This is a genomic window from Pseudomonas sp. 06C 126, from assembly GCF_001855215.1.
Taxonomy (GTDB): domain Bacteria; phylum Pseudomonadota; class Gammaproteobacteria; order Pseudomonadales; family Pseudomonadaceae; genus Aquipseudomonas; species Aquipseudomonas proteolytica.
Genome location: NZ_MIFU01000066.1, coordinates 33,543 through 58,005, shown reverse-complemented (window position 1 = coordinate 58,005; position 24,463 = coordinate 33,543). Strand labels below are relative to the sequence as shown.

Genomic DNA, 24,463 nt, shown 5'->3' with positions numbered 1-24,463 from the left:
ACCTGCCTGGGTAGCCCGCCGGTTCAGACTGTGTTCAGTTCAACCGCCGTAAACTGCGCAAGCATACCTTCAGGGCCGCTATGATGGTTCCCTGCGGGACGGTGGATTGGCCTTGGAGAGTGTTATGAAATTGCTGGTTGTCGAAGATGAGGCGTTGTTGCGCCATCACCTGCTGACCCGTCTTGGCGACAGCGGCCACGTGGTCGAAGCCGTGGCTAACGCCGAAGAAGCGCTGTACCAGACCGGGCAATTCAATCATGACCTGGCGATCATCGACCTGGGCCTGCCGGGCATGGGCGGCCTGGACCTGATCCGCCAACTGCGGGCCCAGGCCAAGACCTTCCCGATCCTGATCCTCACCGCGCGCGGCAACTGGCAGGACAAGGTCGAAGGCCTGGCCGCTGGGGCCGATGACTATGTGGTCAAGCCGTTCCAGTTCGAAGAGCTGGAGGCGCGGATGAACGCCCTGTTGCGCCGCTCCAGCGGTTTTACCCAATCGACCATCGTCGCCGGCCCCTTGCTGCTGGACCTCAACCGCAAGCAGGCGTCCCTGGACGAGCAGCCCCTGGCGCTGACGGCCTATGAGTACCGGATCCTCGAATACCTGATGCGTCATCACCAGCAAGTGGTGGCCAAGGATCGGTTGATGGAACAACTCTATCCCGATGATGACGAGCGTGATCCGAACGTGATCGAAGTGCTGGTCGGCCGCCTGCGTCGCAAGCTCGAAGGCCCGGCCGGGTTCAAGCCCATCGACACCGTGCGTGGCCTGGGCTACATGTTTAACGAGCGCTGCCGTTGATTCGTTCGCTGCGTGTGCGCCTGATGCTGGCGGCCACCACCTTGGCCGTATTGTTCATGCTCGGGCTGTTACCGGCGATGCAGGGCGCGTTCAGCCTGGCGTTGCAGGATTCCATCGAGCAGCGCCTGGCGTCCGATGTGACCACCCTGATCTCTGCCGCGCGGGTCGATAACAACCGCTTGCTGATGCCGGCGCAGTTGCCGGACGAGCGCTTCAACCTGACCGATAGCCGCCTGCTGGGCTATATCTACGACCGTGAAGGCCATCTGGTTTGGCGTTCGCGGGCGACCAGGGAAGAAAACATCAACTACCGGCCGCGCTACGACGGGCGCGGCAACGAGTTTGCGAAGATCCGCGAAGCCAACGGCCAGGAATTCTTCGTCTATGACGTCGAGGTCAAGCTGCTGGGGGGCAAGAGCGCGGCGTTCAGTATTGTCGCCCTGCAACCGGTGCGCGAATACCAAGTGACCCTTGAAGGCCTGCGGGAGAACCTCTACCTGGGGTTTGGCGCCGCCTTGCTGGTGCTGCTGAGCCTGCTGTGGATCGGCCTGACCTGGGGCTTGCAGGCCTTGCGCCGGCTGAGCCAGGAGCTGGATGAAATCGAAGGCGGCACCCGGGAAAGCCTCAGCGAGCAACACCCGCGGGAGCTGCTGCGCCTGACCGGTTCCCTCAACCGCCTGCTCCATAGCGAGCGCGAGCAGCGCACCCGTTACCGCGACTCCCTGGACGACCTGGCCCACAGCCTGAAAACCCCGCTGGCGGTGTTGCAGGGGGTGAGTGAAGACATGGCCCAGCGCCCCCAGGACCTTGAACAGGCACGGGTCCTGCAGTCGCAGATCGAACGCATGAGCCAGCAGATCAGCTATCAGTTGCAGCGCGCCAGCCTGCGTAAAAGCGGCCTGGTACGCCACCAGGTGCGCCTGCGCCCGGTGCTGCAAAGCCTGTGCGACACCCTCGACAAGGTCTACCGCGACAAGCGCGTGCGCGTGTCTTTCGCGCTACCAGAGCAGTGCGACGTGCCCATCGAGCAAGGCGCCTTGCTGGAGTTGCTCGGCAACCTGCTGGAAAACGCCTACCGCCTGTGCCTGAGTGAGGTGCGCGTGACCCTGGATGAAAGTGCCGATGGCGTGCGCTTGTGCATCGAAGACGACGGCCCCGGTGTGCCTCCCGACCAACGTGCGCGGATCCTGCAGCGCGGTGAGCGGTTGGACCGCCAGCATCCGGGGCAGGGGATCGGGTTGGCGGTGGTCAAGGACATTATTGAAAGCTACGGCGCACGGTTGACCCTGGGGGATTCGCCTCTAGGGGGCGCGGCGTTCAGGATTCATTTTCCGGCTGTTTGATCTTTATTGGATTGACCGGCCGCATCGCAGGCAAGCCAGCTCCCACATTTTGATTGGTGAATACAGTCAAATGTGGGAGCTGGCTTGCCTGCGATGGCGCCCGTCCAAACAATACATCCTCAACTCTCCTGCGCTCGATAAGCCCCCGGCGTCACCCCCGTCCACTTCTTGAACGCTCGGTGAAACGCCGACGGCTCGGAAAACCCCAACTGCTCGGCAATCTCCTGCAACGACAGATCCGCCCGCCCCAAATGAAAAATCGCAATATCCCGCCGCAGCTCATCCTTGAGTGCCTGGAAGCTGGTGCCTTCCTCACGCAAATGCCGGCGCAGGGTCTGTGGGCTGATGTGCAGGTGCTGCGCCACGGCTTCCAGGTCGGGCCAGGGTGTGCGGTCGCGGCTTAACAGGCGCCGCAACTGGCTGCTCAGGCTGTCGCCTTCGTCCGGTCGCGACAGCAGGTCGGCGGGGGAGCGTTCGAGGAAATGCTTGAGGGTGCGCTCGTCCTGCAGCAGCGGCAGGCTCAGGTAGCGGCTATGGAACACCAGGCTGCTGCGGGCTGCGCTGAACACCAGGGGGCAAGGGAACAGCAGGTCGTACTCACTGGCATGGGCCGGCGCCGGGTAGCTGAACGTCGCTTGCTCCAGGCGGATACGCTGGCCAATCAACCAACTGCCGAGGCGATGCCAGATCACCAGCAGGGACTCGCTCAGAAAGTGATCCGGGTCCCACAGTTGCGAGTCATCCAGGCTCAGGCAGGCCATATCGCCTTCGCGGCTCAGGCGCCAGCGCGGCCCCTGGGGGAACAGGCTATAGAACAACAGGCCGCGCTCCAGCGCCTTCTCCAGGGTGCGGCAGTGAATCAGCGCGTGGCACATCATGGCGAAGGTCCCACGCTTGCTCGGCCCATCGGCGAAACCCAGGTACTCGTCATCCAGGGCCAGCCACAGCCTCTGCAACAGCTGCGTGAACTGCTCCGGCGCGATGCGTGCGCGGGGCTCTGCCAGCAATTGCGGGGTAATGCCCAGTTGCTGCAGCAGCGTCGAGCAGTCGTACCCGGCCCGGTGCGCACCGCCCAAGGCAGCGCGGGCGTAATGACTGGCGATGGTGCGTTCGCGCATGCAGGGGCCTCGTCCATTGAGTGGCCGATGGTAGCCATCATGTCTGGGCTGGACAAGGCGGATATCCGCCAAATTGTAGGACGAGATTGGGCGGGTGGGCGGATATCCGCCACCTGCGGCCCCCTCTGAAACAGCCATGAATTTCCGTCAGCCCCCATGAGCCAAGGGTTACAGGGTTTTTCAGGAAAGTGGCACGCGGTTTGCGATAAGGAGTACAGACCTGCCAGCCAGCAGATCGCCAAAACAAATCCCTCCAGTGCAGGAGGGTTCGCAATTCAAGTGTCGTGGGCAATGGCGGATATTTGCCCCACGGGACTCTTGAGGAAACTTTGCAATGACGACTCGTCAGCCGTTCTACAAAACCCTGTACTTCCAGGTAATCGTTGCCATCGTTATCGGTATCCTGCTCGGTCACTTCTACCCGCAGACCGGTGTGGCCCTCAAGCCATTGGGTGACGGCTTTATCAAGCTGATCAAAATGGTCATCGCCCCGATCATCTTCTGTACCGTTGTCAGCGGCATCGCCGGCATGCAGAGCATGAAGTCGGTGGGCAAGACCGGCGGCTACGCGCTGCTGTACTTCGAAATCGTCTCCACCATCGCCCTGTTGATCGGCCTGGTCGTGGTCAACGTGGTACAGCCAGGTGCTGGCATGCACATCGACGTCGCCACCCTGGACGCTTCGAAAGTGGCTGCTTATGTCACCGCCGGTAAAGACCAGAGCATCGTCGGCTTTATCCTCAACGTGATCCCGAACACCATCGTCGGCGCCTTCGCCAACGGCGATATCCTGCAAGTGCTGATGTTCTCGGTGATCTTCGGTTTCGCCCTGCACCGCCTGGGTGCCTATGGCAAGCCGGTGCTGGACTTCATCGATCGCTTCGCCCACGTGATGTTCAACATCATCAACATGATCATGAAGCTCGCGCCAATCGGTGCCCTGGGCGCCATGGCGTTCACCATCGGTGCCTACGGTGTTGGCTCGCTGGTGCAACTGGGCCAGTTGATGATCTGCTTCTACATCACCTGCATCCTGTTCGTGCTGGTAGTACTGGGTGGCATCTGCCGCGCCCACGGCTTCAGCGTCCTGAAACTGGTGCGCTACATCCGTGAAGAACTGCTGATCGTACTGGGTACTTCCTCCTCTGAATCCGCACTGCCGCGCATGCTGATCAAGATGGAACGCCTGGGCGCGAAGAAGTCGGTGGTTGGCCTGGTTATCCCGACTGGCTACTCCTTCAACCTCGACGGTACTTCGATCTACCTGACCATGGCTGCCGTGTTCATCGCCCAGGCGACTGACACCCACATGGACATCACCCACCAGATCACCCTGTTGCTGGTGCTGTTGCTGTCCTCCAAAGGCGCTGCAGGCGTGACCGGCAGTGGTTTCATCGTACTGGCCGCAACCTTGTCGGCTGTTGGCCACCTGCCGGTTGCCGGCCTGGCGCTGATCCTCGGCATCGACCGCTTCATGTCCGAAGCCCGCGCCCTGACCAACCTGGTGGGTAACGCCGTAGCAACCATCGTCGTTGCCAAGTGGGTCAAGGAACTGGACACCGACAAGCTGCAAAGCGAGCTGGCTTCCGGCGGTACCGGTATCTCCGAAACCCGCGAACTGGATGACCTGGGCGTAGCCGAAGGCCCGGCGCCAGCGATCAAGTAAACGCTGAGGCACACTAAAAAACCCATCTTCGGATGGGTTTTTTTATGGGCGCACGAGCACAACGGTCACTGTCGATGATGGTTACGGTAATTGCCGCTGGCGCCCAAGGCTGACTACTCTGTGCCCCATCGAACTGGAATCGGAGCTCCCATGTCAGGCCCCTTGGCGTCCCTCAAAGTGCTGGATTTCTCGACCTTGTTGCCGGGGCCTTTTGCCTCGTTGCTGTTGGCGGACATGGGCGCCGAGGTACTGCGCATCGAATCCCCGACGCGCATGGACCTGTTGCGCGTGTTGCCGCCCCACGACCGTGGCGTGTCGGCCAGCCATGCCTACCTCAACCGCAACAAGCGCAGCCTGGCCCTGGACCTCAAGCAGCCCGAGGCGCTGGAGATCGTGCGGCAACTGGTGGCCGACTACGACATCGTGCTGGAGCAGTTCCGCCCCGGGGTCATGGAGCGCCTGGGCTTGGGTTATGAGGCGCTGAAGGCGATCAACCCGAAGCTGATCTATGTGTCCATCACCGGCTACGGCCAGACGGGCCCCTACAAGGATCGCGCCGGGCATGACATCAATTACCTGGCACTGTCTGGCGTCGCCAGCTACACCGGGCGTGAGGACAGCGGCCCGCTGCCCCTCGGCGTGCAATTGGCCGATGTGGGCGGTGGCTCGTTGCACGCCGTGGTCGGCCTGCTCGCGGCGGTGATTGCCCGGCAGCACAGCGGGGTGGGCCAGTACCTGGATGTGAGCATGACCGACTGCGCCTTCAGCCTCAACGCCATGGCCGGCGCGGCCTACCTGGCCTGTGGCGTGGAGCCCGGGCGCGAAGACCAGGTGCTCAATGGCGGCAGCTTCTACGATTACTACCGCTCGCGGGACGGCCGCTGGCTGTCGGTGGGCAGCCTGGAACCAGGGTTTATGCAGCAACTGTGTGGCGCGCTGGGGCGCCCGGAACTGGCGGCCCTGGGGTTGTCGCCCAAGCCCGAGCAGCAAAAGGCACTCAAGCAGGCATTGCAGGTCGAGTTTGAACGGCACAGTTTTGAGGCGCTGTGTGCGTTGTTCGCTGGGGTGGATGCCTGCGTGGAACCGGTCCTCAGTTTGGGCGAAGCCCTTGAACACCCGCAGTTACAGGCCCGGGAGCTGGTGAGCCAGGTGCCCCGCGGGGATGGTTCGTTCCAGGCGCAGATGGCGTGCCCGCTGAAGTTTTCCGAGGGGTTGCCGGCGCCGAGGCATATTGGGGGGGCGGTGGGGGCGCACAGTGATGAGGTGTTGGGGGAGTTGGGTTTCAGTCTTCAGCGGATTGCCGAACTGCGGGGGGCCAAGGTGGTGGGGTAGTGGCTGTTCTGGCCCCATCGCGGGCAAGCCCGCTCTCACATTTTGATTTGTGAATACATTCAGAATGTGGGAGCGGGCTTGCCCGCGATGGGGCCAGAACAGGCACCCCAAAACCTCACTCCACCCGCGTCTCCCCAGTAAACACCAACGTCTCTCGACAGCGCCGGCACAAATACCGCCGCCCCTGGTTCACCAACCCATGGCGCTGGGCCGAGAACGCAAAGTCACTGTCGGCACACGGGCACCGGTAGATATAACGGGTCACGCGCCGTCGCTGGATCTCATAGGTGTGGCACCGATCAGGCGGCAGTTCGTAGACCCCGCGCATGATCAGTTGCCATTCCTCGCCATGGGGCTGGATGCGCTCGCCGAACAATTGGTGGGCGATCAGGTGCGCCACTTCGTGGGCCACCGTCTGTTTGAGGAAGTGTTGGCTGTTTTCTCGGTACAACTGGGGGTTGAAGCGCAGCAGGTTCTCGTGCAAATGCGCGACACCGGCTTTCTGCCCACGCAGCTTGAGGCTGACCTGGGGGCGTTTGAAACTTCGTTTGAAAAAGGATTCGGCTTGCAGGAAACAATCTTCGACGCGGGTATTGAGTTGCTCGGGCATGCTGTACATATCTCCAGAGACGTCCAGTATGCCGCATCCAAGGGTATTTCCGAATCTGTCAGGCGCCGAATGGTCATGCATAACGCACAAAGCCACCTTGCGGTGGCTTTTCCTGCGGTTGAAAGCGCGTCAGTTGGTGTAGATCGGCCCCACGCCCAGGCCCCAGACAATCACGGTAAAGGCCATGATCGCCACCAGTACCACCAGGCCTACCGCGAGCACCGAGCTGGAAAACAGGAAGCCTTCGTCCGGGTCGATGCTCATGAAGGTCGGCAACCCCACGTACAGCAGGTAGACGGTGTAGCAAATCGCCGCCGTGCCCACCACCATGCCCAGCCACATATGTGGATACAACGCCGCCAGCCCGCCGATAAATAGCGGCGTGGCGGTGTAGGTGGCGAACGCGACGCAGCGCGCCATGCTTGGATTGGCGTCATAGGTGCGCGCCATCCAGTGAATGAAGGCGCCCATCACCGCGACGCCGCCGAGCATCGCCAGGTACGACATGATGGTCATCCACAACGCACTGTCCTGGGTCAGCATGACCGGGGAGCGATTGCCGATGACCCAGCCAACCTGGGTGGTGCCGATAAAAGCCGATATGGCGGGGATCGCCGCGAGAATCAGCGTGTGAGTGAGGTACATGTGGCCGATGCTTTCTTCTTTATCGCCACGAATTTCCCGCCATTCCTGGTCGGGATGGGTGAAAAGCCCCACGACGTGATGGATCATGCCAGTCACTCCTGTCGTTATTACCATCGCCCCCCAAGCGGAGCGCCCGCCGGCCAAGTGGCCTGAAAGGTCTGGATATATGTGCGACCTCAAGTCGCAGTATAGGAAGTGATGACCGGAAAAAGTGTGTGGCTTTAGAGCAAATTGCACTGTAAACACTGGGCTTAATCGCGCCTGGGTCTGTGACGTGGAATGCAGTCCCCTGTGGGAGCGGGCTTGCCCGCGATAGCGGTAGGTCAGGCAGCGGATTTATTGATCGATCCACCGCCATCGGGAGCAAGCCCCCTCCCACATTGGAACTCGGTGCTCCATACCGCTAAAATACCCGGCTTTTCGTCACACACCTTTTCGCGGATCCAAGCGCCATGGGCACCCTTACCGTCAATCAGAACAAACTGCAAAAACGCCTGCGGCGCCTGGCCGGTGAGGCTGTCGCTGACTTCAACATGATCGAGGAGGGCGACAAGGTCATGGTCTGCCTGTCTGGCGGCAAAGACAGCTACACCATGCTGGACGTGCTGATACACCTGCAGAAGGTCGCGCCGATCAAGTTCGACATCGTTGCCGTCAACATGGACCAGAAACAACCCGGGTTCCCCGAGGATGTGCTGCCGGCCTACCTCAAGACTCTCGGCATCGAATACCACATCGTCGAGAAAGACACCTATTCGGTGGTCAAGGAACTGATCCCGGAAGGCAAGACCACCTGCTCGCTGTGCTCGCGCCTGCGTCGTGGCACCCTGTACACCTTTGCCGATGAAATCGGCGCGACCAAGATGGCCTTGGGTCATCATCGTGATGACATCGTCGAGACCTTCTTCCTCAATATGTTCTTCAACGGCTCCCTCAAGGCCATGCCGCCCAAGCTGCGTGCCGATGACGGGCGCAACGTGGTGATCCGCCCGCTGGCGTATTGCAACGAGAAGGACATCCAGGCCTACTCCGACTTCAAGCAGTTCCCGATCATCCCCTGCAACCTCTGCGGCTCCCAAGAGAACCTGCAGCGCCAGGTGGTCAAGGACATGCTCCAGGAGTGGGAGCGCAAGACGCCGGGGCGCACCGAAAGCATCTTCCGCAGCCTGCAGAATGTGATCCCGTCGCAGTTGGCCGACCGCAACCTGTTCGACTTCACCAGCCTGCGCATCGATGAAACCGCCGCTTCGCGCTTCGTCAACATTGTGAACCTCTGAGCCTTTTCCAGGCTCTGACAGACGGCGCTCATGGGCGCCGTTTTCATTTCAACCCGTAGGAGAGGGCATGCGCGATTACAAATGGCTGCACGAATACTGTCTGAACCGCTTTGGTTCGGCGGCCGAGCTGGAAGCCCACCTGCCGGTGCCCAAGACGCCAGCGCAATTGCGCCAGATCAGCGATGACCGCTACCTGTCGACCCTGTCGCTGCGGGTATTCCGCGCCGGGCTCAAGCACAGTGTGGTGGACGCCAAGTGGCCGGCGTTCGAGCAGGTGTTCTTTGGTTTTGATCCAGAAAAAGTCGTGTTGATGGGCGCCGAGCACCTTGAGCGCCTCATGCAGGACACGCGGATCATCCGCCACCTGGGCAAACTCAAGAGCGTGCCACGCAATGCGCAGATGATTCTCGACGTCGCGCAGGAAAAGGGCAGCTTCGGCGCACTGATCGCCGATTGGCCGGTGACCGATATCGTTGGACTGTGGAAATACCTGAGCAAACACGGCCACCAGTTGGGCGGGTTGTCCGCGCCGCGCTTCTTGCGCATGGTAGGCAAGGACACTTTTGTGCCGAGCTATGACGTGGTCGCGGCGCTCAATGCGCAGAAGATTGTCGACAAGGCCCCCACCAGCCTGCGGGACCTGGCGACGGTGCAGGCGGCGTTCAACCAGTGGCACGCCGAGAGCGGGCGGCCGATGTGCCAGTTGTCGATGATGCTGGCCTATACCGTCAACCATTGACCTGTAGGAGCGAGCTTGCTCGCGAAAAACCTGAGGGCGCCGCGTGCATTCTGAATGCCCGCGTCATCGTTAACGTTTTCCGCGAGCAAGCTCGCTCCTACATGGCCAACCGCCGATTGAGCTGGAACCGCCAACGCACATACAGCAGCGCCGTGCAGAACACTGCCACGCTCGCCAGCATCTCCAGCACGCCAAACCACTGGCGGTTGGGGTCATAGGCCGCCAGGGCGCCCTTGATGAAATACAGGTTCACCACAAAACACATCCACGAATGCCCGCGCGCACTGCCCATGAGCATGCCTGGCGCGAGGATCAGCAGCGGCACCAGTTCGATCAGCAGGATCACCCAGGGCCGGGCGCCATGCAGGTCGGCGACCAGCAGGTAGTAAACGCAGAGCAGGCCTACCAGGCCAAAAAACGCCAGCAGGCTCAAGGCCCGTGCCACCTTGACCCGGGGTTCGAGCCAGGCCTGGGGCGGCAGGACTTTAGGCTTCTTGGCCACGGCCACTCTCCAGTTTCGCTGCCGTCTTCGCCAGCCGCAGGCCGAGGGCGCGGCACAGGGCGATTTCATGGGGGTCCAGGGCACGCTTGCCGTCAGCGCCGGAATGGTGGCTGGCGCCGTAGGGCGTACCGCCGCCCTGGGTGTCGAGCAACGCCTGTTCGCTGTAGGGCAGGCCGGTGATCAGCATGCCGTGGTGCAGCAGTGGCAGCAGCATCGACATCAAGGTGGTTTCCTGGCCGCCGTGCAGGCTGGCGGTCGAGGTGAACACCCCGGCTGGCTTGCCGACCAGGGCGCCGGTCAGCCACAGGTTGCTGGTGCCGTCGAGAAAATACTTCAACGGCGCGGCCATGTTGCCAAAGCGCGTCGGGCTGCCCAGGGCCAGGCCCGCGCAGTTCTTCAGGTCGTCGAGGCTGGCGTACAACGCACCTTCGGCCGGGATGCTCGGCGCTACGGCCTCACACTCGCTGGAGATTGCCGGTACCGTGCGCAGGCGCGCCTCCAGGCCGCCTTGCTCGATGCCTCGGGCAATCTGCCGGGCCATTTCGCTGACCGAGCCGTTGCGGCTGTAATACAACACCAGGACGTAGGGCGCGCTCACGGCAGGATCTCCAGGATATTTTCCGGCGGGCGGCCAATCACGGCCTTGTCGGCGGTGGCCAGGATCGGCCGTTCCATCAACTTGGGGTGGGCGGCGATGGCAGCAATCAATTGCGCCTCGCTGAGGCTGGCGTCGGCCAGGTTGAGGGTCTTGTATTCGTCTTCGCCGGTGCGCAGCAGTTGCCGGGCGCTGATCCCCAGTTTGCCGAGCAGGGCTTCAAGTTGCGCGGCGTCCAGCGGGGTTTCCAGGTAACGCACGACGTTGGGCGCCAGGCCACGGGCTTGCAGCAGTTCGAGCGCACCGCGGGATTTCGAGCAGCGCGGGTTGTGATAAAGCGTCAGATCGGTCATGTGCGGGTCGCATCTTGCGTAAGGTGGCGGGTATTCTACCTGCGCTGCGGCTTGTGCTTAAACCGTAAGAGGCGATCGGCCGCAGCCCACGTTCATTTTTGCTAAGGATTACCCCATGACACGGCGACTGATAGGCGCACTGGCAGTTATCACCACCCTCCTGCTCAGTGGCTGCGGCAATGATTATGGCGTCGACCAATACGGTCAGAAAGTCGCGTCCGAACGCGTCGACAAGCAATGGCTGGTGGTCAATTACTGGGCCGAGTGGTGTGGTCCGTGCCGCATCGAAATCCCTGAGCTCAACGCCCTGGCCGAGCAGCTCAAGGGCCAGCCGGTGAGTGTGTTCGGCGTCAACTTCGACAACGTGCAGGGTGAAGAACTCAAGAGCGCGAGCGAGAAGCTGGGCATCAAGTTCACCGTGTTGGCACAGAACCCCGAGGCGATTTTTGATATCCCGCGCAGCGAAGCGTTGCCGGTGACCTACATCATCGATGACAAGGGCAAGGTGCGGGCGCAGATGTTGGGTGAGCAGACGGCGGAAGGTGTACTGGCCAAGCTCAAAGAGTTGCGCGGCTGAAGCTTCGCGATCTCTGTAGGAGCGAGCTCGCTCGCGAAGCACTCACAGGCACCGCGTTCATCCTGGATGCACGGGTTTTTGTTGACGTTCTTCGCGAGCAAGCTCGCTCCTACAGGCGTTGGGTCAGCCTTCTTCCAGCCACAGGCGCAGAGGCTTGCCCTCGGCAGGCCAGAAGCGGGTTTGCTCGATGGGCGAGATATCCCAGCGCTGCACGGTTTCCAGGGCCTTGAAGAAGCGCTGCTCCTGCTCCATCAGGGCTTCGGCACACAGCTTGCGGGTACTGCCGATCTTGCCGAAGCTGAGCTTGTCACCGTCCAGGCTGTAGGGCGCGAACCAGTGGTTGCAGCCGCCATTGCCATAGGCCCGGCCATCGGCGCCGAGGGTCACGGTCAGGTGGGCGTAATCCATCAGCGGCCGTTCGCCGATCCATTCGACGATGTAGCTGTGATCCTGCTTGAGCTTGACCTCATCGCTAGCGCAGCCGGCGAGGCCGACGCCCAGCGCGGCGAGCACCAGCAGGCGCTTCATTGCGCGGCCTTCTGGCATTTCGGGCAACGGTGTTTATCACCGACAGTGGCCCAGCCCAGCTCGGCAATGCGCGCGGTGGCCGCCGGTTGCAGTGGCTCCTTGGTCAGCTTGGTCTCCACCGAGAACTCAAACTCCAGCACCGCGTCGCAGCTGTCGCAGTTGACCTTCCAGGTGTGAATTTCCAGCTCGCCGAACTTCGGCCCTTGCGCCATGGCGACCCATTGCCCGGCCGGGCGGATGGAGTAGCGCGCATCGCCTTCGACGGTCAGGCGCATCGACAGGGTCTTGCTGCCGCGCAAGGTGACGATCAGCACGTCGCCATGCTTGATCGAGCCACCATTGCCGGTGACTTGGTAACGACCCGGCACCAGGGCGCGGCATTCGATCAGGGTGTGTTGTGGGCTCAGCAAACTGAAGCGGAAATCGTGTTCGGCCATGGATCCTCCAAATAGGCGCGGCATCCTATCACGCTCGCCTGTTTACCATGCGCGCGGTATGTGACCGTTGATCATCCGTGCACCAGGTTTTGCGGTTGACCGCTGGCCCAGGCCTGGATATTGGCCAGGGTGGTCCCGGCAATCGCCGCCAGCGCTTCGCGTGTCAGGAATGCCTGGTGCGCGGTGATGATTACATTGGGGAAGGTCAGCAAGCGCGCCAGCACGTCGTCCTGCAACGGCAGGTCCGAGCGGTCCTCAAAAAACAGTTGGGCTTCTTCCTCGTACACATCCAGGCCCAGGTAGCCCAATTGCCCGTCCTTGAGCGCTTCGATCAGCGCCGGGGTATCCACCAGGCCGCCGCGCCCGGTATTGATCAGCATCGCCCCGGGCTGCATATGGGCCAGGGATTGGGCATTGATCAAGTGCTTGCTGTCGGCGGTCAGCGGGCAGTGCAGGCTGATGATCTGCGCCTGGGCCAATAACTGGGGCAGGTCGACATAGCGCGCGCCAAGGGCTTCGACCTGCGGGTTGGGATAGGGGTCGTAGGCCAGCAAGGTGCAGCCAAAACCGGCCATGATCTTGGCAAAGGTCGCGCCGATCTGCCCGGTGCCCACTACGCCAACGGTCTTGCCTACCAGGTCGAAACCGGTCAGGCCGTGCAGGCTGAAGTCGCCGTCGCGGGTGCGGTTGTAGGCGCGGTGCAGGCGACGATTGAGGGCCAGCACCAGGGCCACGGCATGTTCGGCCACCGCGTGGGGCGAGTAGGCAGGCACCCGCACGATGGTCAGGCCCAGGCGTTTGGCGGCGGCCAGGTCCACATGGTTGTAGCCGGCCGAGCGCAGGGCGATCAGGCGCGTGCCACCGGCGGCGAGGTGTTCGAGCACCGCTGTACTGAGGTCGTCGTTGATAAAGGCACAGACCACTTCGTGTTTGTCGGCCAGGGCCACGGTATCGAGGTTCAGGCGTGCCGGTTGGAATTGCAGCTCCATGCCTGCGGGCAGCGGTTCGGCGAGAAAGCTGTCGCGGTCATAGGTCTGGCTGCTGAATACAATGATGCGCATCAAAGGGCTCCCTGCAAGATAGCGTGTGGTACCTGTAGGCGCCGGCAAGCCGGTTCCTACAGGTATGTTGCCCGTCATGGGGGGTTGGCGTGTTGTTCTGTGTCAGGCGTTGACCCGGGCTTCGCTGGCAAGGCGGGCAATCGCCATGTCCAACTCATCAAGGGCGGCGATGGCCTTGGCGTCATCTTGCTTGAGCAAGGTTTCGGCGCGCTGGCAGGCGGCGCGTAATTGCGGCACGCCGCAGTAGCGGGTGGCGCCGTGCAGGCGGTGGACCCGTTCGATCAGCGCGTTATTGTCGTTGGCTTCGCGGGCGATGCACACCGCCTCGCGGTCGGCTTCCAGGGACGCCAGCAGCATGGCCAGCATGTCGGCGGCCAAGTCTGCCTTGCCGGCCGCCAGGCGCAGGCCTTCCTCATGGTCCAGCACTGGCAGTTGGGCGGCGGGGCCGTGGCCTTCGACGGCGCGCTCCGGGCCTTGATTGCGCAAGGCCAGGCCGGTCCATTTCAGCACCACTTGGGCCAGTTGCCGCTCGCTGATGGGTTTGGTCAGGTAGTCATCCATGCCGCTTTGCAGCAGGGCGCGTTTTTCATTGGCCATGGCATGGGCCGTCAGCGCGACGATAGGCAGCGGTGTGCCATGGCGCTCGCTTTCCCACTGGCGAATCGCCTCGGTGCTCTGGCGCCCGTCCATACCGGGCATCTGCACATCCATCAGCACCAGGTCGAAGGCTTCTTTTTTCACCGCTTCGATGGCGGTATAGCCGCTTTCCACGGCCTGGACCTTGGCGCCCATGTCTTCGAGCAGGGTCTGCACCAGCAGCAGGTTGGCCGGGTTGTCATCGACACACAGCACCCGTGGTGCGCGGCTGGACAACGGTTCGCCGGGCTCGCTGCGCAACGGCCGCGGGCTGATCAGGTCGGACAGTGCCCGGCGCAATTTGCGGGTGCAGGCCGGTTTGGCCTGCAGCTGGCTGTTGGGGTTGGGCACCGACAGGTTGAACAGCAATTGCTCGGTGGTCGGGCACAGCACCAGGACTTTGCAGCCCAGGTGTTCGAGGTCCCACAGGTGTTGGTTGAGGCGTTCCGGCGGAATGTCATTGGCGGTGATGCCCAACACCGCCAGATCGATGGCATGTTCGGTCTGGTGCGCGCTGGTGATGCCGTTGGTGAGGTTCTCCAGGCTGTTGAACGGCGTGACCTCCAGGCCACAGTCTTCCAACTGGTGTTGCAGGGCCTGGCGCGCCAGTTCGTGATTCTCCAGCACCGCCACGCGCCGGCCCAGCAGCGGCGGGGAGGGCAGGTCTTCGATATCGTCGCGGGTCTTGGGCAGGTTGAGGCTGATCCAGAACTCCGAACCCTGGCCCGGCGTGCTGTCGACGCCGATTTCACCGCCCATCTGCTCGATCAGGCGCTTGGAGATCACCAGGCCCAACCCCGTGCCGCCGGGCTGGCGGGACAGTGAGTTATCGGCCTGGCTGAAGGCCTGGAACAGGGCGCGTACATCCTGGTTGGACAGGCCGATGCCGGTGTCCTGCACGCTGATGCGCAGTTGTACGCTGTCTTCCTGCTCGTCTTCAAGCATGGCCCGGGCCACGATAGTGCCCTCGCGGGTGAACTTGATGGCATTGCTCACCAGGTTGGTGAGGATCTGCTTGAGACGCAACGGGTCGCCCACCAGGGACAGGGGCGTATCGCGGTAGACCAGGCTCACCAGCTCCAGCTGTTTGGCGTGGGCGGCCGGGGCGAGAATGGTCAGGGTGTCTTGCAGCAGGTCGCGCAGGTTGAACGGAATATTGTCGAGTACCAGCTTGCCGGCTTCGATTTTCGAGAAGTCGAGAATTTCGTTGATGATACCCAGCAGGTTGTCGGCGGATTTTTCGATGGTGCCCAGGTAATCCAACTGACGGGGCGACAGTTCGCTTTTCTGCAGCAGGTGGGTAAAACCGAGGATGCCGTTGAGCGGCGTGCGGATTTCATGGCTCATATTGGCCAGGAACTCCGACTTGATGCGGCTGGCTTCCAGGGCCTCCTTGCGGGCCAGGTCCAGCTCGATGTTCTGGATCTCGATGGTTTCCAGGTTCTGGCGCACATCTTCGGTGGCCTGGTCGATACTGTGTTGCAGTTCTTCCTGGGCGTTTTGCAGGGTTTCGGCCATGCGGTTGATACCGGACGCCAGTTGATCCAGCTCCTGGCTGCCCAAGGGCGGCAAACGGGTTTCCAGGTTGCCATCCTTGAGCTGCGCCACCGCTTGCTTGATCTGCCCGATGGGTGAGTTGATCGTGCGGCTGATGCGCAGTGCCAGGGCTGCGTTGCAGATCAGGCCGACGGCGATCAACAGGAGGCTGGCGAACAGGCTGCGATAGCCGCGTAGCAACATGCCGTTGTGCGACAGTTCCAGCTCGACCCAGCCCAGCAGGCGGTCGGCTTCGTCGGGAATCAGCTCGCCGGCGAGGTTGCGATGGCGGCCGAACACGGGCAGCAGGTAGCGGGTGGCGTCATTGTCGGTGCGTTGCAACAGGTGGGAGCTGTTGCCGATGGGCGGTGGGTTGAGCATGGTCGGGCCGGCATGGGCCAGGGACGAGCGGTCGGGCGCCAGGAAGGACACGGCCCGCACATCGACTTGTTCCAGGGACTGGGTAGCGATGCGCTCCAGCAGATCGATGTTCTTGCTGCCCAGTGCCGGTGCCACCAGCGGCGCCAACTGTTCGGCGATCATCTCGCCGCGATTGAGCAGCTGGGTTTGCAGGTCCGAAAGCTGCATCCAGGTGAAATAACCGCCCAGCAGCAACGCCATCAGGCTGGTAGGCAACAAGGTCAGCAACAGTACGCGGCCTTTTATCCCCATTCTTCTTAGCACGCCACTCTCCCGCTACCACACTGATGTCGACATTCTACGCAGGCATCCGGCCCGCGCTACCTGCGCAGTGTAGCCATATGAGGGGCTTGGAATCTTGCAAAAAATGCTTGAGAGGGCGATGGCGGGATTATTGAGCGGCAGTAACGGCGGGTATCGCTGCCTCCCTGATCGTCAAAGCGTACGCGTACTTCGGTAGGCGCTGGCTTGCTCGCGATGGCGCCCGCCGGGACATCTCTGCTCCTGAACTGAGGGGCCGCCTTCTATCGATTACGCTGCTGGCGCTTTTTCCATTGATGACCCACCCACCACCGCCAGTACACCATCGTCAGGCAGTACGCCAGCGCGCCCAAGACCAGCCCCATCACCACCGAGCCCAGCAGGAACGGCTGCCACATGGTCGACAGTTGCCCACTAATCCATTCCCAGGTCAGTTCGTCGGGCAGGGTGCGCGGTGGGATGTTCATCAGCCAGGTGCCGGTCATGTAGGTGCAGAAGAACACCACCGGCATGGTGATTGGGTTGGTTAGCCATACCAGGCTCACGGCAATGGGCATATTGCCGCGCACGCAGATGGCGAGGACGGCCGCCAGCAGCATCTGCAAGGGGATGGGAATGAAGGCGGCAAACAGGCCGACAGCCATGGCCCGGGCAACCGAGTGCCGGTTGAGGTGCCAAAGGTTGGGGTCATGGAGCAGCGTCCCGAGAAAGCGTAAGGACTTGTGTTCCCGAATGCTGGTCGGATCGGGCATGTACCGTTTGAATAAGCGCCGTGGCATAGGGGGTCCAGGTCAGTTCGAGGGGCAAGTATGCCCGTATTCTACGAACGGGAAATTCAGACTTTGTGACAAAAAATCATAGTCCGCCCGGAACCACTCGGCTAACACTCAATGGGTCACTTTCAAGGAATGATCCATGCGTACAGGGATGTTTGCGCTGGCGTTGGGGCTGCTGGCGTTGCGCCTGCTGCCTGCCTTGCCGCCGGTCGGTTGGTTGCTGGTGTTGCCGGTGGTGGCGTTGATGCTGCTGCCATTTCGAACTTATCCGCTGGCATTTTTCCTGTTGGGCCTGGGGTGGGCCTGTTTCAGCGCGCAACGAGCCCTCGACGATCGGCTCAGCCCCGCGCTGGACGGCCAGACCCGCTGGCTGGAAGGGCGCGTCAGCGGGCTGGCGCAGCAGGCCAATGGGGTGGTGCGCTTCGAGTTGAGCGACAGCCGGTCACGTCAGGACCGGCTGCCCCAGCGTATCCGCGTGAGCTGGCAGGGTGGCCCCGCAGTGCGCAGCGGTGAGCGCTGGCGTTTGGCGGTGACCCTCAAGCGTCCCGCCGGCCTACTGAATTTCCATGGCTTCGACCAGGAGGCCTGGCTGTTGGCCCAGCGTGTGGGGGCGATCGGTTCGGTCAAGGATGGCCAGCGCCTGGCGCCGGCCCGGCATGCCTGGCGCGATGGGATCCGCCAGCAGTTGTTGGCAGTCGATGCCCAGGGCCGCGAAGCCGGGCTGGCTGCACTGGTGCTGGGCGACGGCTCCGGTCTGGCCGCCGAGGACTGGCGCATTTTGCAGGCCACTGGCACCGTGCATCTATTGGTCATCTCCGGTCAACATATCGGCCTGTTGTCGGGCTTGATCTACGCCCTGGTGGCCGGGCTGGCCCGCTACGGCGGCTGGCCCAGGCGCTTGCCCTGGCTGCCTTGGGCCTGCGGCCTGGCATTTGCCGGGGCGCTGGCCTATGGCGTGCTGGCCGGTTTTGAAGTGCCGGTGCAGCGGGCCTGTGTAATGGTGGGGCTGGTGCTGCTGTGGCGCTTGCGGTTTCGCCATCTGGGGATCTGGTGGCCACTACTGCTGGCCCTGAATGCGGTGTTGGTCATCGAGCCGCTGGCCAGCCTGCAACCGGGGTTTTGGCTGTCGTTTGCCGCCGTGGCCGTGTTGGTGCTGGCCTTCGGCGGCCGCCTGGGGCCATGGCGCGCCTGGCTTGCCTGGACCCGTGCCCAATGGCTGATCGCTATTGGTCTGTTCCCGCTGCTGCTGATCCTCGGCCTGCCCATCAGCTTGAGCGCGCCGCTGGCCAATCTGTTTGCCGTGCCGTGGATCAGCCTGCTGGTGCTGCCGTTGGCGCTGGCGGGCACGCTGTTGCTGGCGCTGCCGTGGCTGGGCGGCGGCCTGCTGTGGCTGGCGGGTGGCGCACTGGATTGGCTGTTCATGGCCCTGGCCATGCTGGCCGAGCGCGTACCGGCCTGGATGCCTGCCGAGGTGCCCGTTGGCTACTGGTTGCTGAGCCTGCTGGGGGCACTGCTGTTATTGATGCCCAAGGGCATTCCCTTTCGCCTGCTGGGTTGGCCCATGTTGCTGCTGGCGGTGTTCCCGCCCCGCGAATCGATCCCGTTGGGGCAGGTAGCGGTGGAGCAACTGGATGTCGGCCAGGGCCTGTCGATAGTGCTGCGCACCCGCAACCACGTGCTTTTGTATGACGCCGGTCCGCGGCTTGGGGAGTTCGACCTCGGTGAGCGCGTGGTACTGCCGGCGCTGCGCAAGCTGGGGGTTGGCCAAGTGGACTTGATGCTGCTCAGTCACGCCGACGCCGACCATGCCGGGGGCGCTGCGGCGGTGGCGCGGGGGTTGCCGGTCAAACGGGTGGTGGGCGGGGAAACCCAGGGCCTGCCAGCGTTCCTCCAGACCCAGGCCTGTGTCAGCGGTGAGCAATGGGAATGGGACGGTGTGGCGTTCCAACTGTGGCAATGGGCGGATGCCAGCAGCGGCAATGCGAAGTCCTGCGTGCTGCAAGTCCAGGCCAATGGTGAGCGCCTGCTGCTGACCGGCGATATAGACCGCGAGGCCGAGCGGGCCTTGCTCGGCACGCCCCTGGCGGTCGCCACCGATTGGCTGCAAGCGCCCCATCATGGCAGTCGCAGTTCCTCGTCATGGCCGTTCGTCCAGCGAGTCGCCCCCAAGGCCGTGCTGATCTCCCGCGGGCGTGGCAACTCCTTTGGCCATCCGCACCCGCAAGTACTGGCGCGTTACCGGTATTTGCGCAGCGCCATTTATGACAGCGCCGAGCAGGGCGCCATCCGCCTGCGCCTGGGGGCTTTCCAGGCGCCGGTCATGGCACGCAGCCAGCGTCGTTTCTGGCGCGCGCCTGTCATTGACAGTTACCAAAGGCCGGTGCCTGCGACATGATGGCTGTCGGCGGGCAGGCCCTTCCTCGTCAGCCTATATGCTAAAGTGGCGCACTTTTTCGAGGGGACATTCACTGTGTGGGAATTGGTCAAATCCGGCGGCTGGATGATGTTGCCGATCATTCTGAGCTCCATCGCCGCACTCGGCATCGTTGCCGAACGCCTGTGGACCCTGCGTGCCAGCCGCGTGACCCCTGATCATCTGCTGGGGCAGGTCTGGCGCTGGATCAAGGACAAGCAACTGGACAAGGAAAAACTCAAGGAATTGCGGGCCAATTCCCCCCTGGGCGAGATCCTCGCCGCCGGCCTTGCCAACTCCAAGCACGGTCGCGAGATCATGAAGGAATGCATTGAAGAAGCCGCCGCCCGGGTCATCCACGAGCTGGAGCGCTATATCAATGCCCTGGGCACCATCGCCGCGATGGCACCGTTGCTCGGCTTGCTTGGCACGGTGCTGGGCATGATCGATATCTTCAGCGCCTTTACCGGTTCGGGCATGACCACCAACGCCTCGGTATTGGCCGGGGGGATTTCCAAGGCCTTGATCACCACGGCTGCGGGCTTGATGGTGGGTATCCCGGCGGTATTCTTCCACCGCTTCCTGCAGCGCCGCATCGATGAACTGGTGGTGGGTATGGAGCAGGAGGCGATCAAGCTGGTGGAAGTGGTCCAGGGCGACCGTGACGTCGACCTGGTCGAGGGCAAAGCGTGAAATTTCGCCGCAAGCCTCGGGAAACCGTCGATATCAACCTGGCGTCGTTGATCGATGTGGTGTTTATCCTGTTGTTGTTTTTTGTCGTCACCACCACCTTTACCCGGGAAACCCAACTGCGGGTCGAACTGCCGGAAGCCGTCAGCGGCTCGCCGGCCGAAGACCAGCAGCTCAAGCAGTTGGAGATCACCATCAGCGCCGAAGGGGTGTTTTCGGTGAACAACCAGTTGCTTGAGAAGAACGACGTGGCCAGCGTAATGGACGCGCTGCAGAAGGAGTCCGGCGGTGATACGCAAATGCCGCTGTCCATCAGCGCCGATGGCAAGACCCCGCACCAGGCCGTGATCACCGCAATGGATGCTGCCGGCAAGCTCGGTTTCAGCCATTTGCGCATGACCACCGTCGAGGCGGCGGGGCAGCCTTGATGGCCTTGTCCGATCGTTTGCTCAAGGCCTGGTACGAGGGCCATCCGGCGCTCAAGCTTCTGCAACCGTTGGAGGCGCTCTATCGCCGGGTGGTCAAGCGCAAGCGCGACCGGTTCCTGGCGGGCGAGGGGACGATCTACCAATCACCGGTGCCCATCGTCGTGGTCGGCAATATCACCGTGGGCGGCACGGGCAAGACGCCGTTGATCCTGTGGTTGATCGACCATTGCCAGCGCAGTGGCCTGCGGGTTGGCGTGGTCAGCCGTGGCTACGGGGCCAAGCCGCCGCAGTTGCCCTGGCGGGTGCGAGCCAGCGATAGCGCGCAAGTGGCCGGTGACGAGCCCTTGCTGATCGTGCAGCGCAGTGGCGTCCCCCTGGTGATCGACCCTGATCGCAGCCGTGCGGTGCAGGCCCTGCTCGCCAGCGACACCCTGGACCTGATCCTGTCCGACGATGGCCTGCAGCATTACCGCCTGGCCCGTGACCTTGAACTGGTGCTGATCGACAACGCCCGCGGCCTGGGCAATCGCCGCTGCCTGCCCGCCGGGCCGCTGCGCGAGCCGGTCGAGCGCCTGCGCAGCGTCGATGCGCTGCTCTACAACGGCGCCGGGGCTGATCGCGAGGATGGCTTTGCCTTCCGCCTGCTACCCACCACCCTGGTCAACCTGCTGACCGGCGAGCGCCAGCCACTGGACCATTTTCCGCAGGGGCAGCGGGTGCATGCGGTCGCCGGCATCGGCAACCCGCAACGTTTCTTCAATACCCTTGAAACGCTACACTGGCTGCCGATACCCCATGCGTTTGCCGACCATGCGCCCTACAGCGCCGAGGTCCTGAATTTTACGCCGTCACTGCCGCTGGTCATGACCGAAAAGGACGCGGTGAAGTGCCGCGCCTTTGCCCAGGCACACTGGTGGTACCTTGCAGTCGATGCGGCACCGTCACCGGCGTTTATCGCCTGGTTCGACACGCAACTGATGCGCCTGCTGCCGGCTCGACTTTTGCCTTAAAACGCTTTTATCCAGGAAACCCCCATGGACACCAAACTGCTCGATATCCTCGCTTGCCCGATCTGCAAAGGCCCGCTCAAGCTCAGCGCCGACAAGACCGAGCTGATCAGCAAAGGCGCAGGCCTTGCGTACCCGATCCGCGACGGCATCCCGGTGATGCTGGAAAGCGAAGCCCGTACCCTGACGACCGACGAGCGCCTGGATAAATGACCACTGCCTTCACTGTTGTCATCCCGTCGCGCTATGCCTCCACCCGCCTGCCCGGCAAACCTTTGCAGATGATCGGCGGCAAGCCGATGATCCAACTGGTCTGGGAACAGGCCTGCAAAAGCAGCGCCCAGCGCGTTGTGGTGGCCACTGATGACCTGCGGATCATCGAGGCCTGCAAGGGTTTTGGCGCCGAAGCGGTGCTGACCCGTGAAGACCACAACTCCGGCACCGACCGCCTGGCGGAAGTCGCCACGCACCTGGGCCTGGCGCCGGACGCCATCGTGGTCAACGTGCAAGGCGACGAGCCGCTGATCCCGCCGTGTGTCATCGACCAGGTCGCCGCCAACCTGGCCGCCCATGCCGAAGCGCGCATGGCGACCCTGGCCGAACCGATCGAAGACATTGAGACCTTGTTCAACCCCAATGTGGTCAAGGTGGTCAGTGACATCAATGGCCTGGCCTTGACCTTCAGCCGTTCGACCCTGCCCTGGGCGCGCGATGAATTCGCCAGGCAACGTGACGTCTTGCCGGCCGGCGTGCCGTATCGCCGCCATATCGGCATCTACGCCTACCGCGCCGGTTTCCTGCATGACTTCGTCAGTTGGGGCCCATGCTGGCTGGAAAACACCGAGGCCCTGGAGCAACTGCGGGCCCTGTGGCACGGCGTGCGCATTCATGTCGACGATGCCATGGAAGCCCCGCCGGCCGGCGTCGATACGCCGGAAGACCTTGAGCGCGTGCGTCGGTTGCTGGGGGCTTGATGGAAGTCCTGTTTGTTTGCCTGGGCAATATCTGCCGCTCACCCACCGCCGAAGGCGTCCTGCGCCATAAATTGCGGGCTGCCGGGCTGGCCGACCAGGTCGAGGTGGCCTCCGCCGGCACCGGCGAATGGCATATCGGCAAGGCGCCGGACAAGCGCAGCCAGCAAGCGGCGCTGCGCCGTGGCTACGACTTGTCGGCCCAGCGTGCCCAGCAGGTGTCGCGCGCCGACTTTGCGCGTTATGACCTGATCCTGGCCATGGACCAGAGCAACCTGCGTAACCTCAAGGCCATGCAACCGGCCCAGGGCAAGGCAGAGTTGGACCTGTTCCTGCGCCGCTACGACTCGGCGGTGGATGAAGTGCCGGATCCGTATTACGACGGCGAGCAAGGTTTTGAGCAGGTCCTGGACCTGATCGAGGCCGCCTGTGATTTGCTGGTGATCGAATTGAAGGGGCGTTTATGAGCCTGGATGTACAGCCCCAGGTTTCCCTGAAGGCCTTCAACAGTTTTGGCATTGATGTGCGTGCGCAGTTGTTCGCCGAAGCCCATAACGATGCCGATGTGCGTGAGGCCCTGGCCTATGCGGCGGCGCAACAGCTGCCGTTGCTGGTGATCGGGGGCGGCAGCAACCTGCTGCTGACCCAGGACATCCCGGCGTTGGTATTGCGCATGGCAACCCAGGGTATCCGGGTGCTGCACGACGACGGCCAGCAGGTTGTGGTGGAAGCCGAGGCGGGGGAGGCCTGGCATCCCTTTGTGCTGTGGACCCTTGCACAAGGGTTCTCTGGCCTGGAAAACCTCAGCCTGATTCCCGGTACGGTCGGTGCGGCACCGATGCAGAACATTGGCGCCTACGGGGTCGAGATCAAGGATGTGTTCGCCGGCCTGACCGCCCTCGACCGCCAGACCGGCGAGTTGCGGGATTTCAGCCTGGCAGAATGCAACTTCGCCTACCGCGACAGCCTGTTCAAGCACGAAGTGGGGCGCTGGCTGATCCTGCGCGTACGCTTTACCTTGAGCCGCGTGGCGCACTTGCAACTCGGCTATGGCCCGGTGCAACAACGCCTGGCTGAGCAGGGCATTACCCAGGCGACACCGAGCGATGTCAGCCGGGCCATTTGCAGCATTCGCAGTGAGAAACTGCCAGACCCTGCGGTCTTGGGCAACGCCGGTAGTTTCTTCAAGAACCCGCTGGTGCCCCAGGTGCTGGCGGCGCAATTGAAGCTGCAGTATCCCGATCTGGTGGCTTACCCCCAGGCCGATGGCCAAGTGAAACTGGCGGCCGGCTGGTTGATTGAAAAGGCCGGCTGGAAAGGCTTTCGCGACGGTGATGCTGGTGTGCATCGCTTGCAGGCGCTGGTGCTGGTCAACTACGGCGCGGCCACGGGCCTGGAGATTTCCAGCCTGGCCCAACGCATCCAGCGCGATATCGCCGAGCGCTTCAAGGTCGATCTGGAAATGGAGCCCAATCGTTATTGAGCTACGCTTCTAGCGTGTTGAACAAAGCCCTGCATTGCAGGGCTTTTTTGTTAATGCTGGGTTAACTTAGCAGGCTAACGATGCCTGTTTATCGTTTTATAGATACTGTTTATCAAAGGCCCGGTGAAAGGTCGGTGTTGTTCGTGCAGGGAATGGTAGGAGCGAGCTTGCTCGCGAAGATCGTCAACGATGACGTGGGCGCTCTGAATCAACGTGGTGTCCTGGCGTTTTTCGTGAGCAGGCTCGCTCCTACAGTG

At 62.6% G+C, this 24,463-nt stretch carries 26 protein-coding genes; 15 read left to right on the top strand and 11 right to left on the bottom strand.

The features are described from left to right. Nucleotides 1-124: 124 nt before the first annotated feature. Both BHC62_RS07595 and BHC62_RS07590 read left to right on the top strand, forming a co-directional pair. Nucleotides 125-802 (top strand): response regulator transcription factor, encoded by a 678-nt coding sequence (locus BHC62_RS07595; protein WP_029300720.1) that lies wholly within the window; start codon nt 125-127, stop codon nt 800-802. Further along, nucleotides 799-2,145 carry an ATP-binding protein gene (locus tag BHC62_RS07590; protein ID WP_070994657.1) on the top strand — a complete coding sequence of 449 codons (1,347 nt, stop codon included), beginning with the start codon at nt 799-801 and terminating at the stop codon, nt 2,143-2,145. Before BHC62_RS07595 ends, BHC62_RS07590 begins: the two co-directional genes overlap by 4 nt. A 119-nt stretch (nt 2,146-2,264) precedes the next feature. Here BHC62_RS07590 and BHC62_RS07585 read toward each other — a convergent pair whose 3' ends face one another. Then, nucleotides 2,265-3,263, bottom strand: a complete 999-nt coding sequence (locus BHC62_RS07585) for an AraC family transcriptional regulator (RefSeq protein ID WP_029300716.1) — start codon at nt 3,261-3,263, stop codon at nt 2,265-2,267. Between the two features lie 334 nt (nt 3,264-3,597). Between BHC62_RS07585 and BHC62_RS07580 the strand changes: the two genes are divergently transcribed. Both BHC62_RS07580 and BHC62_RS07575 read left to right on the top strand, forming a co-directional pair. After that, nucleotides 3,598-4,929: a dicarboxylate/amino acid:cation symporter gene (locus tag BHC62_RS07580; RefSeq protein ID WP_029300714.1), complete on the top strand. Its 1,332-nt coding sequence runs from the start codon at nt 3,598-3,600 to the stop codon at nt 4,927-4,929. Between the two features lie 150 nt (nt 4,930-5,079). Further along, nucleotides 5,080-6,261: a CaiB/BaiF CoA-transferase family protein gene (locus BHC62_RS07575; protein WP_070994656.1), complete on the top strand. Its 1,182-nt coding sequence runs from the start codon at nt 5,080-5,082 to the stop codon at nt 6,259-6,261. Nucleotides 6,262-6,376: 115 nt separating this feature from the next. Here the strand turns inward: BHC62_RS07575 and BHC62_RS07570 are convergent, their stop codons facing one another. Together BHC62_RS07570 and BHC62_RS07565 are read right to left on the bottom strand one after the other, a co-directional pair. Then, the gene (locus BHC62_RS07570; protein WP_029299752.1) at nt 6,377-6,871 is read right to left on the bottom strand and encodes a SprT family zinc-dependent metalloprotease; all 495 of its coding nucleotides are present in this window, start codon (nt 6,869-6,871) and stop codon (nt 6,377-6,379) included. 129 nt (nt 6,872-7,000) lie between these two features. After that, entirely contained in the window at nt 7,001-7,603 is a 603-nt protein-coding gene (locus BHC62_RS07565) for a Yip1 family protein (RefSeq protein ID WP_029299750.1), read from the bottom strand. 365 nt (nt 7,604-7,968) lie between these two features. On the opposite strand from BHC62_RS07565, the gene ttcA reads away from it, so the two are divergent. Both ttcA and BHC62_RS07555 read left to right on the top strand, forming a co-directional pair. Further along, on the top strand, nt 7,969-8,793 hold the full coding sequence (ttcA, locus tag BHC62_RS07560) for a tRNA 2-thiocytidine(32) synthetase TtcA (RefSeq protein WP_070994655.1): 825 nt from the start codon (nt 7,969-7,971) through the stop codon (nt 8,791-8,793). Nucleotides 8,794-8,860: 67 nt separating this feature from the next. Then, nucleotides 8,861-9,532: a DNA-3-methyladenine glycosylase I gene (locus BHC62_RS07555; protein WP_032861540.1), complete on the top strand. Its 672-nt coding sequence runs from the start codon at nt 8,861-8,863 to the stop codon at nt 9,530-9,532. 97 nt (nt 9,533-9,629) lie between these two features. On the opposite strand, the gene BHC62_RS07550 is transcribed toward BHC62_RS07555, so the two are convergent. From BHC62_RS07550 to arsC, 3 genes are read right to left on the bottom strand one after another with little or no spacing between them, the layout of a single operon-like run. Further along, the gene (locus tag BHC62_RS07550; RefSeq protein ID WP_029299744.1) at nt 9,630-10,034 is read right to left on the bottom strand and encodes a DUF2069 domain-containing protein; all 405 of its coding nucleotides are present in this window, start codon (nt 10,032-10,034) and stop codon (nt 9,630-9,632) included. After that, nucleotides 10,018-10,632, bottom strand: coding sequence for an NAD(P)H:quinone oxidoreductase (gene wrbA / locus BHC62_RS07545; protein WP_029299742.1), 615 nt, complete (start codon nt 10,630-10,632; stop codon nt 10,018-10,020). The genes BHC62_RS07550 and wrbA overlap by 17 nt, the downstream gene beginning before the upstream one ends. Further along, the gene (arsC, locus tag BHC62_RS07540; RefSeq protein ID WP_070994654.1) at nt 10,629-10,982 is read right to left on the bottom strand and encodes an arsenate reductase (glutaredoxin); all 354 of its coding nucleotides are present in this window, start codon (nt 10,980-10,982) and stop codon (nt 10,629-10,631) included. Before arsC ends, wrbA begins: the two co-directional genes overlap by 4 nt. Nucleotides 10,983-11,097: 115 nt before the next feature. Here arsC and BHC62_RS07535 point away from each other — a divergent pair, with 115 nt between their 5' ends. Continuing rightward, nucleotides 11,098-11,559 carry a TlpA disulfide reductase family protein gene (locus BHC62_RS07535; RefSeq protein WP_029299738.1) on the top strand — a complete coding sequence of 154 codons (462 nt, stop codon included), beginning with the start codon at nt 11,098-11,100 and terminating at the stop codon, nt 11,557-11,559. Between the two features lie 123 nt (nt 11,560-11,682). Here BHC62_RS07535 and BHC62_RS07530 read toward each other — a convergent pair whose 3' ends face one another. From BHC62_RS07530 to BHC62_RS07510, 5 genes are all read right to left on the bottom strand, one after another. Further along, complete coding sequence (locus BHC62_RS07530; protein ID WP_029299736.1) at nt 11,683-12,087, bottom strand: META domain-containing protein; 405 nt, start codon at nt 12,085-12,087, stop codon at nt 11,683-11,685. Beyond that, nucleotides 12,084-12,524 carry a hypothetical protein gene (locus tag BHC62_RS07525; RefSeq protein WP_029299734.1) on the bottom strand — a complete coding sequence of 147 codons (441 nt, stop codon included), beginning with the start codon at nt 12,522-12,524 and terminating at the stop codon, nt 12,084-12,086. Before BHC62_RS07525 ends, BHC62_RS07530 begins: the two co-directional genes overlap by 4 nt. A 71-nt stretch (nt 12,525-12,595) precedes the next feature. Next, a complete protein-coding gene (locus tag BHC62_RS07520; RefSeq protein WP_029299732.1) occupies nt 12,596-13,585 on the bottom strand; it encodes a 2-hydroxyacid dehydrogenase in 990 nt (329 codons plus the stop codon). Nucleotides 13,586-13,687: 102 nt separating this feature from the next. Beyond that, nucleotides 13,688-16,441: a response regulator gene (locus tag BHC62_RS07515; protein WP_070994653.1), complete on the bottom strand. Its 2,754-nt coding sequence runs from the start codon at nt 16,439-16,441 to the stop codon at nt 13,688-13,690. Nucleotides 16,442-16,701: 260 nt separating this feature from the next. Then, nucleotides 16,702-17,217, bottom strand: coding sequence for a DUF2062 domain-containing protein (locus tag BHC62_RS07510; RefSeq protein ID WP_029299728.1), 516 nt, complete (start codon nt 17,215-17,217; stop codon nt 16,702-16,704). Nucleotides 17,218-17,353: 136 nt separating this feature from the next. Here BHC62_RS07510 and BHC62_RS07505 point away from each other — a divergent pair, with 136 nt between their 5' ends. From BHC62_RS07505 to murB, 8 genes are all read left to right on the top strand, one after another. Continuing rightward, the gene (locus tag BHC62_RS07505; protein ID WP_256324283.1) at nt 17,354-19,609 is read left to right on the top strand and encodes a DNA internalization-related competence protein ComEC/Rec2; all 2,256 of its coding nucleotides are present in this window, start codon (nt 17,354-17,356) and stop codon (nt 19,607-19,609) included. Nucleotides 19,610-19,684: 75 nt separating this feature from the next. Beyond that, nucleotides 19,685-20,320 carry a MotA/TolQ/ExbB proton channel family protein gene (locus BHC62_RS07500; protein WP_029299724.1) on the top strand — a complete coding sequence of 212 codons (636 nt, stop codon included), beginning with the start codon at nt 19,685-19,687 and terminating at the stop codon, nt 20,318-20,320. After that, a complete protein-coding gene (locus BHC62_RS07495; RefSeq protein WP_029299722.1) occupies nt 20,317-20,745 on the top strand; it encodes a biopolymer transporter ExbD in 429 nt (142 codons plus the stop codon). The genes BHC62_RS07500 and BHC62_RS07495 overlap by 4 nt, the downstream gene beginning before the upstream one ends. Beyond that, nucleotides 20,745-21,755, top strand: a complete 1,011-nt coding sequence (gene lpxK, locus BHC62_RS07490; protein WP_070994652.1) for a tetraacyldisaccharide 4'-kinase — start codon at nt 20,745-20,747, stop codon at nt 21,753-21,755. The genes BHC62_RS07495 and lpxK overlap by 1 nt, the downstream gene beginning before the upstream one ends. Before the next feature lie 24 nt (nt 21,756-21,779). Then, entirely contained in the window at nt 21,780-21,965 is a 186-nt protein-coding gene (locus BHC62_RS07485) for a Trm112 family protein (protein ID WP_003174668.1), read from the top strand. Then, a complete protein-coding gene (gene kdsB, locus BHC62_RS07480) occupies nt 21,962-22,726 on the top strand; it encodes a 3-deoxy-manno-octulosonate cytidylyltransferase (protein ID WP_070994651.1) in 765 nt (254 codons plus the stop codon). The genes BHC62_RS07485 and kdsB overlap by 4 nt, the downstream gene beginning before the upstream one ends. Beyond that, the gene (locus BHC62_RS07475; RefSeq protein WP_029299713.1) at nt 22,726-23,190 is read left to right on the top strand and encodes a low molecular weight protein-tyrosine-phosphatase; all 465 of its coding nucleotides are present in this window, start codon (nt 22,726-22,728) and stop codon (nt 23,188-23,190) included. The genes kdsB and BHC62_RS07475 overlap by 1 nt, the downstream gene beginning before the upstream one ends. Next, complete coding sequence (gene murB / locus BHC62_RS07470; RefSeq protein WP_070994650.1) at nt 23,187-24,206, top strand: UDP-N-acetylmuramate dehydrogenase; 1,020 nt, start codon at nt 23,187-23,189, stop codon at nt 24,204-24,206. The genes BHC62_RS07475 and murB overlap by 4 nt, the downstream gene beginning before the upstream one ends. Nucleotides 24,207-24,463: the final 257 nt, after the last annotated feature.

Coding starts and splice junctions, on each gene's coding strand:
- BHC62_RS07595 (WP_029300720.1), top strand. CDS start 125: ATGAAATTGCTGGTTGTCGAAGATGAGGCGTTGTTGCGCCATCACCTG.
- BHC62_RS07585 (WP_029300716.1), bottom strand. CDS start 3,263: ATGCGCGAACGCACCATCGCCAGTCATTACGCCCGCGCTGCCTTGGGC.
- BHC62_RS07580 (WP_029300714.1), top strand. CDS start 3,598: ATGACGACTCGTCAGCCGTTCTACAAAACCCTGTACTTCCAGGTAATC.
- BHC62_RS07575 (WP_070994656.1), top strand. CDS start 5,080: ATGTCAGGCCCCTTGGCGTCCCTCAAAGTGCTGGATTTCTCGACCTTG.
- BHC62_RS07570 (WP_029299752.1), bottom strand. CDS start 6,871: ATGCCCGAGCAACTCAATACCCGCGTCGAAGATTGTTTCCTGCAAGCC.
- BHC62_RS07565 (WP_029299750.1), bottom strand. CDS start 7,603: ATGATCCATCACGTCGTGGGGCTTTTCACCCATCCCGACCAGGAATGG.
- ttcA (WP_070994655.1), top strand. CDS start 7,969: ATGGGCACCCTTACCGTCAATCAGAACAAACTGCAAAAACGCCTGCGG.
- BHC62_RS07555 (WP_032861540.1), top strand. CDS start 8,861: ATGCGCGATTACAAATGGCTGCACGAATACTGTCTGAACCGCTTTGGT.
- arsC (WP_070994654.1), bottom strand. CDS start 10,982: ATGACCGATCTGACGCTTTATCACAACCCGCGCTGCTCGAAATCCCGC.
- BHC62_RS07535 (WP_029299738.1), top strand. CDS start 11,098: ATGACACGGCGACTGATAGGCGCACTGGCAGTTATCACCACCCTCCTG.
- BHC62_RS07530 (WP_029299736.1), bottom strand. CDS start 12,087: ATGAAGCGCCTGCTGGTGCTCGCCGCGCTGGGCGTCGGCCTCGCCGGC.
- BHC62_RS07525 (WP_029299734.1), bottom strand. CDS start 12,524: ATGGCCGAACACGATTTCCGCTTCAGTTTGCTGAGCCCACAACACACC.
- BHC62_RS07520 (WP_029299732.1), bottom strand. CDS start 13,585: ATGCGCATCATTGTATTCAGCAGCCAGACCTATGACCGCGACAGCTTT.
- BHC62_RS07510 (WP_029299728.1), bottom strand. CDS start 17,217: ATGCCACGGCGCTTATTCAAACGGTACATGCCCGATCCGACCAGCATT.
- BHC62_RS07505 (WP_256324283.1), top strand. CDS start 17,354: ATGCGTACAGGGATGTTTGCGCTGGCGTTGGGGCTGCTGGCGTTGCGC.
- lpxK (WP_070994652.1), top strand. CDS start 20,745: ATGGCCTTGTCCGATCGTTTGCTCAAGGCCTGGTACGAGGGCCATCCG.
- BHC62_RS07485 (WP_003174668.1), top strand. CDS start 21,780: ATGGACACCAAACTGCTCGATATCCTCGCTTGCCCGATCTGCAAAGGC.
- kdsB (WP_070994651.1), top strand. CDS start 21,962: ATGACCACTGCCTTCACTGTTGTCATCCCGTCGCGCTATGCCTCCACC.
- BHC62_RS07475 (WP_029299713.1), top strand. CDS start 22,726: ATGGAAGTCCTGTTTGTTTGCCTGGGCAATATCTGCCGCTCACCCACC.
- murB (WP_070994650.1), top strand. CDS start 23,187: ATGAGCCTGGATGTACAGCCCCAGGTTTCCCTGAAGGCCTTCAACAGT.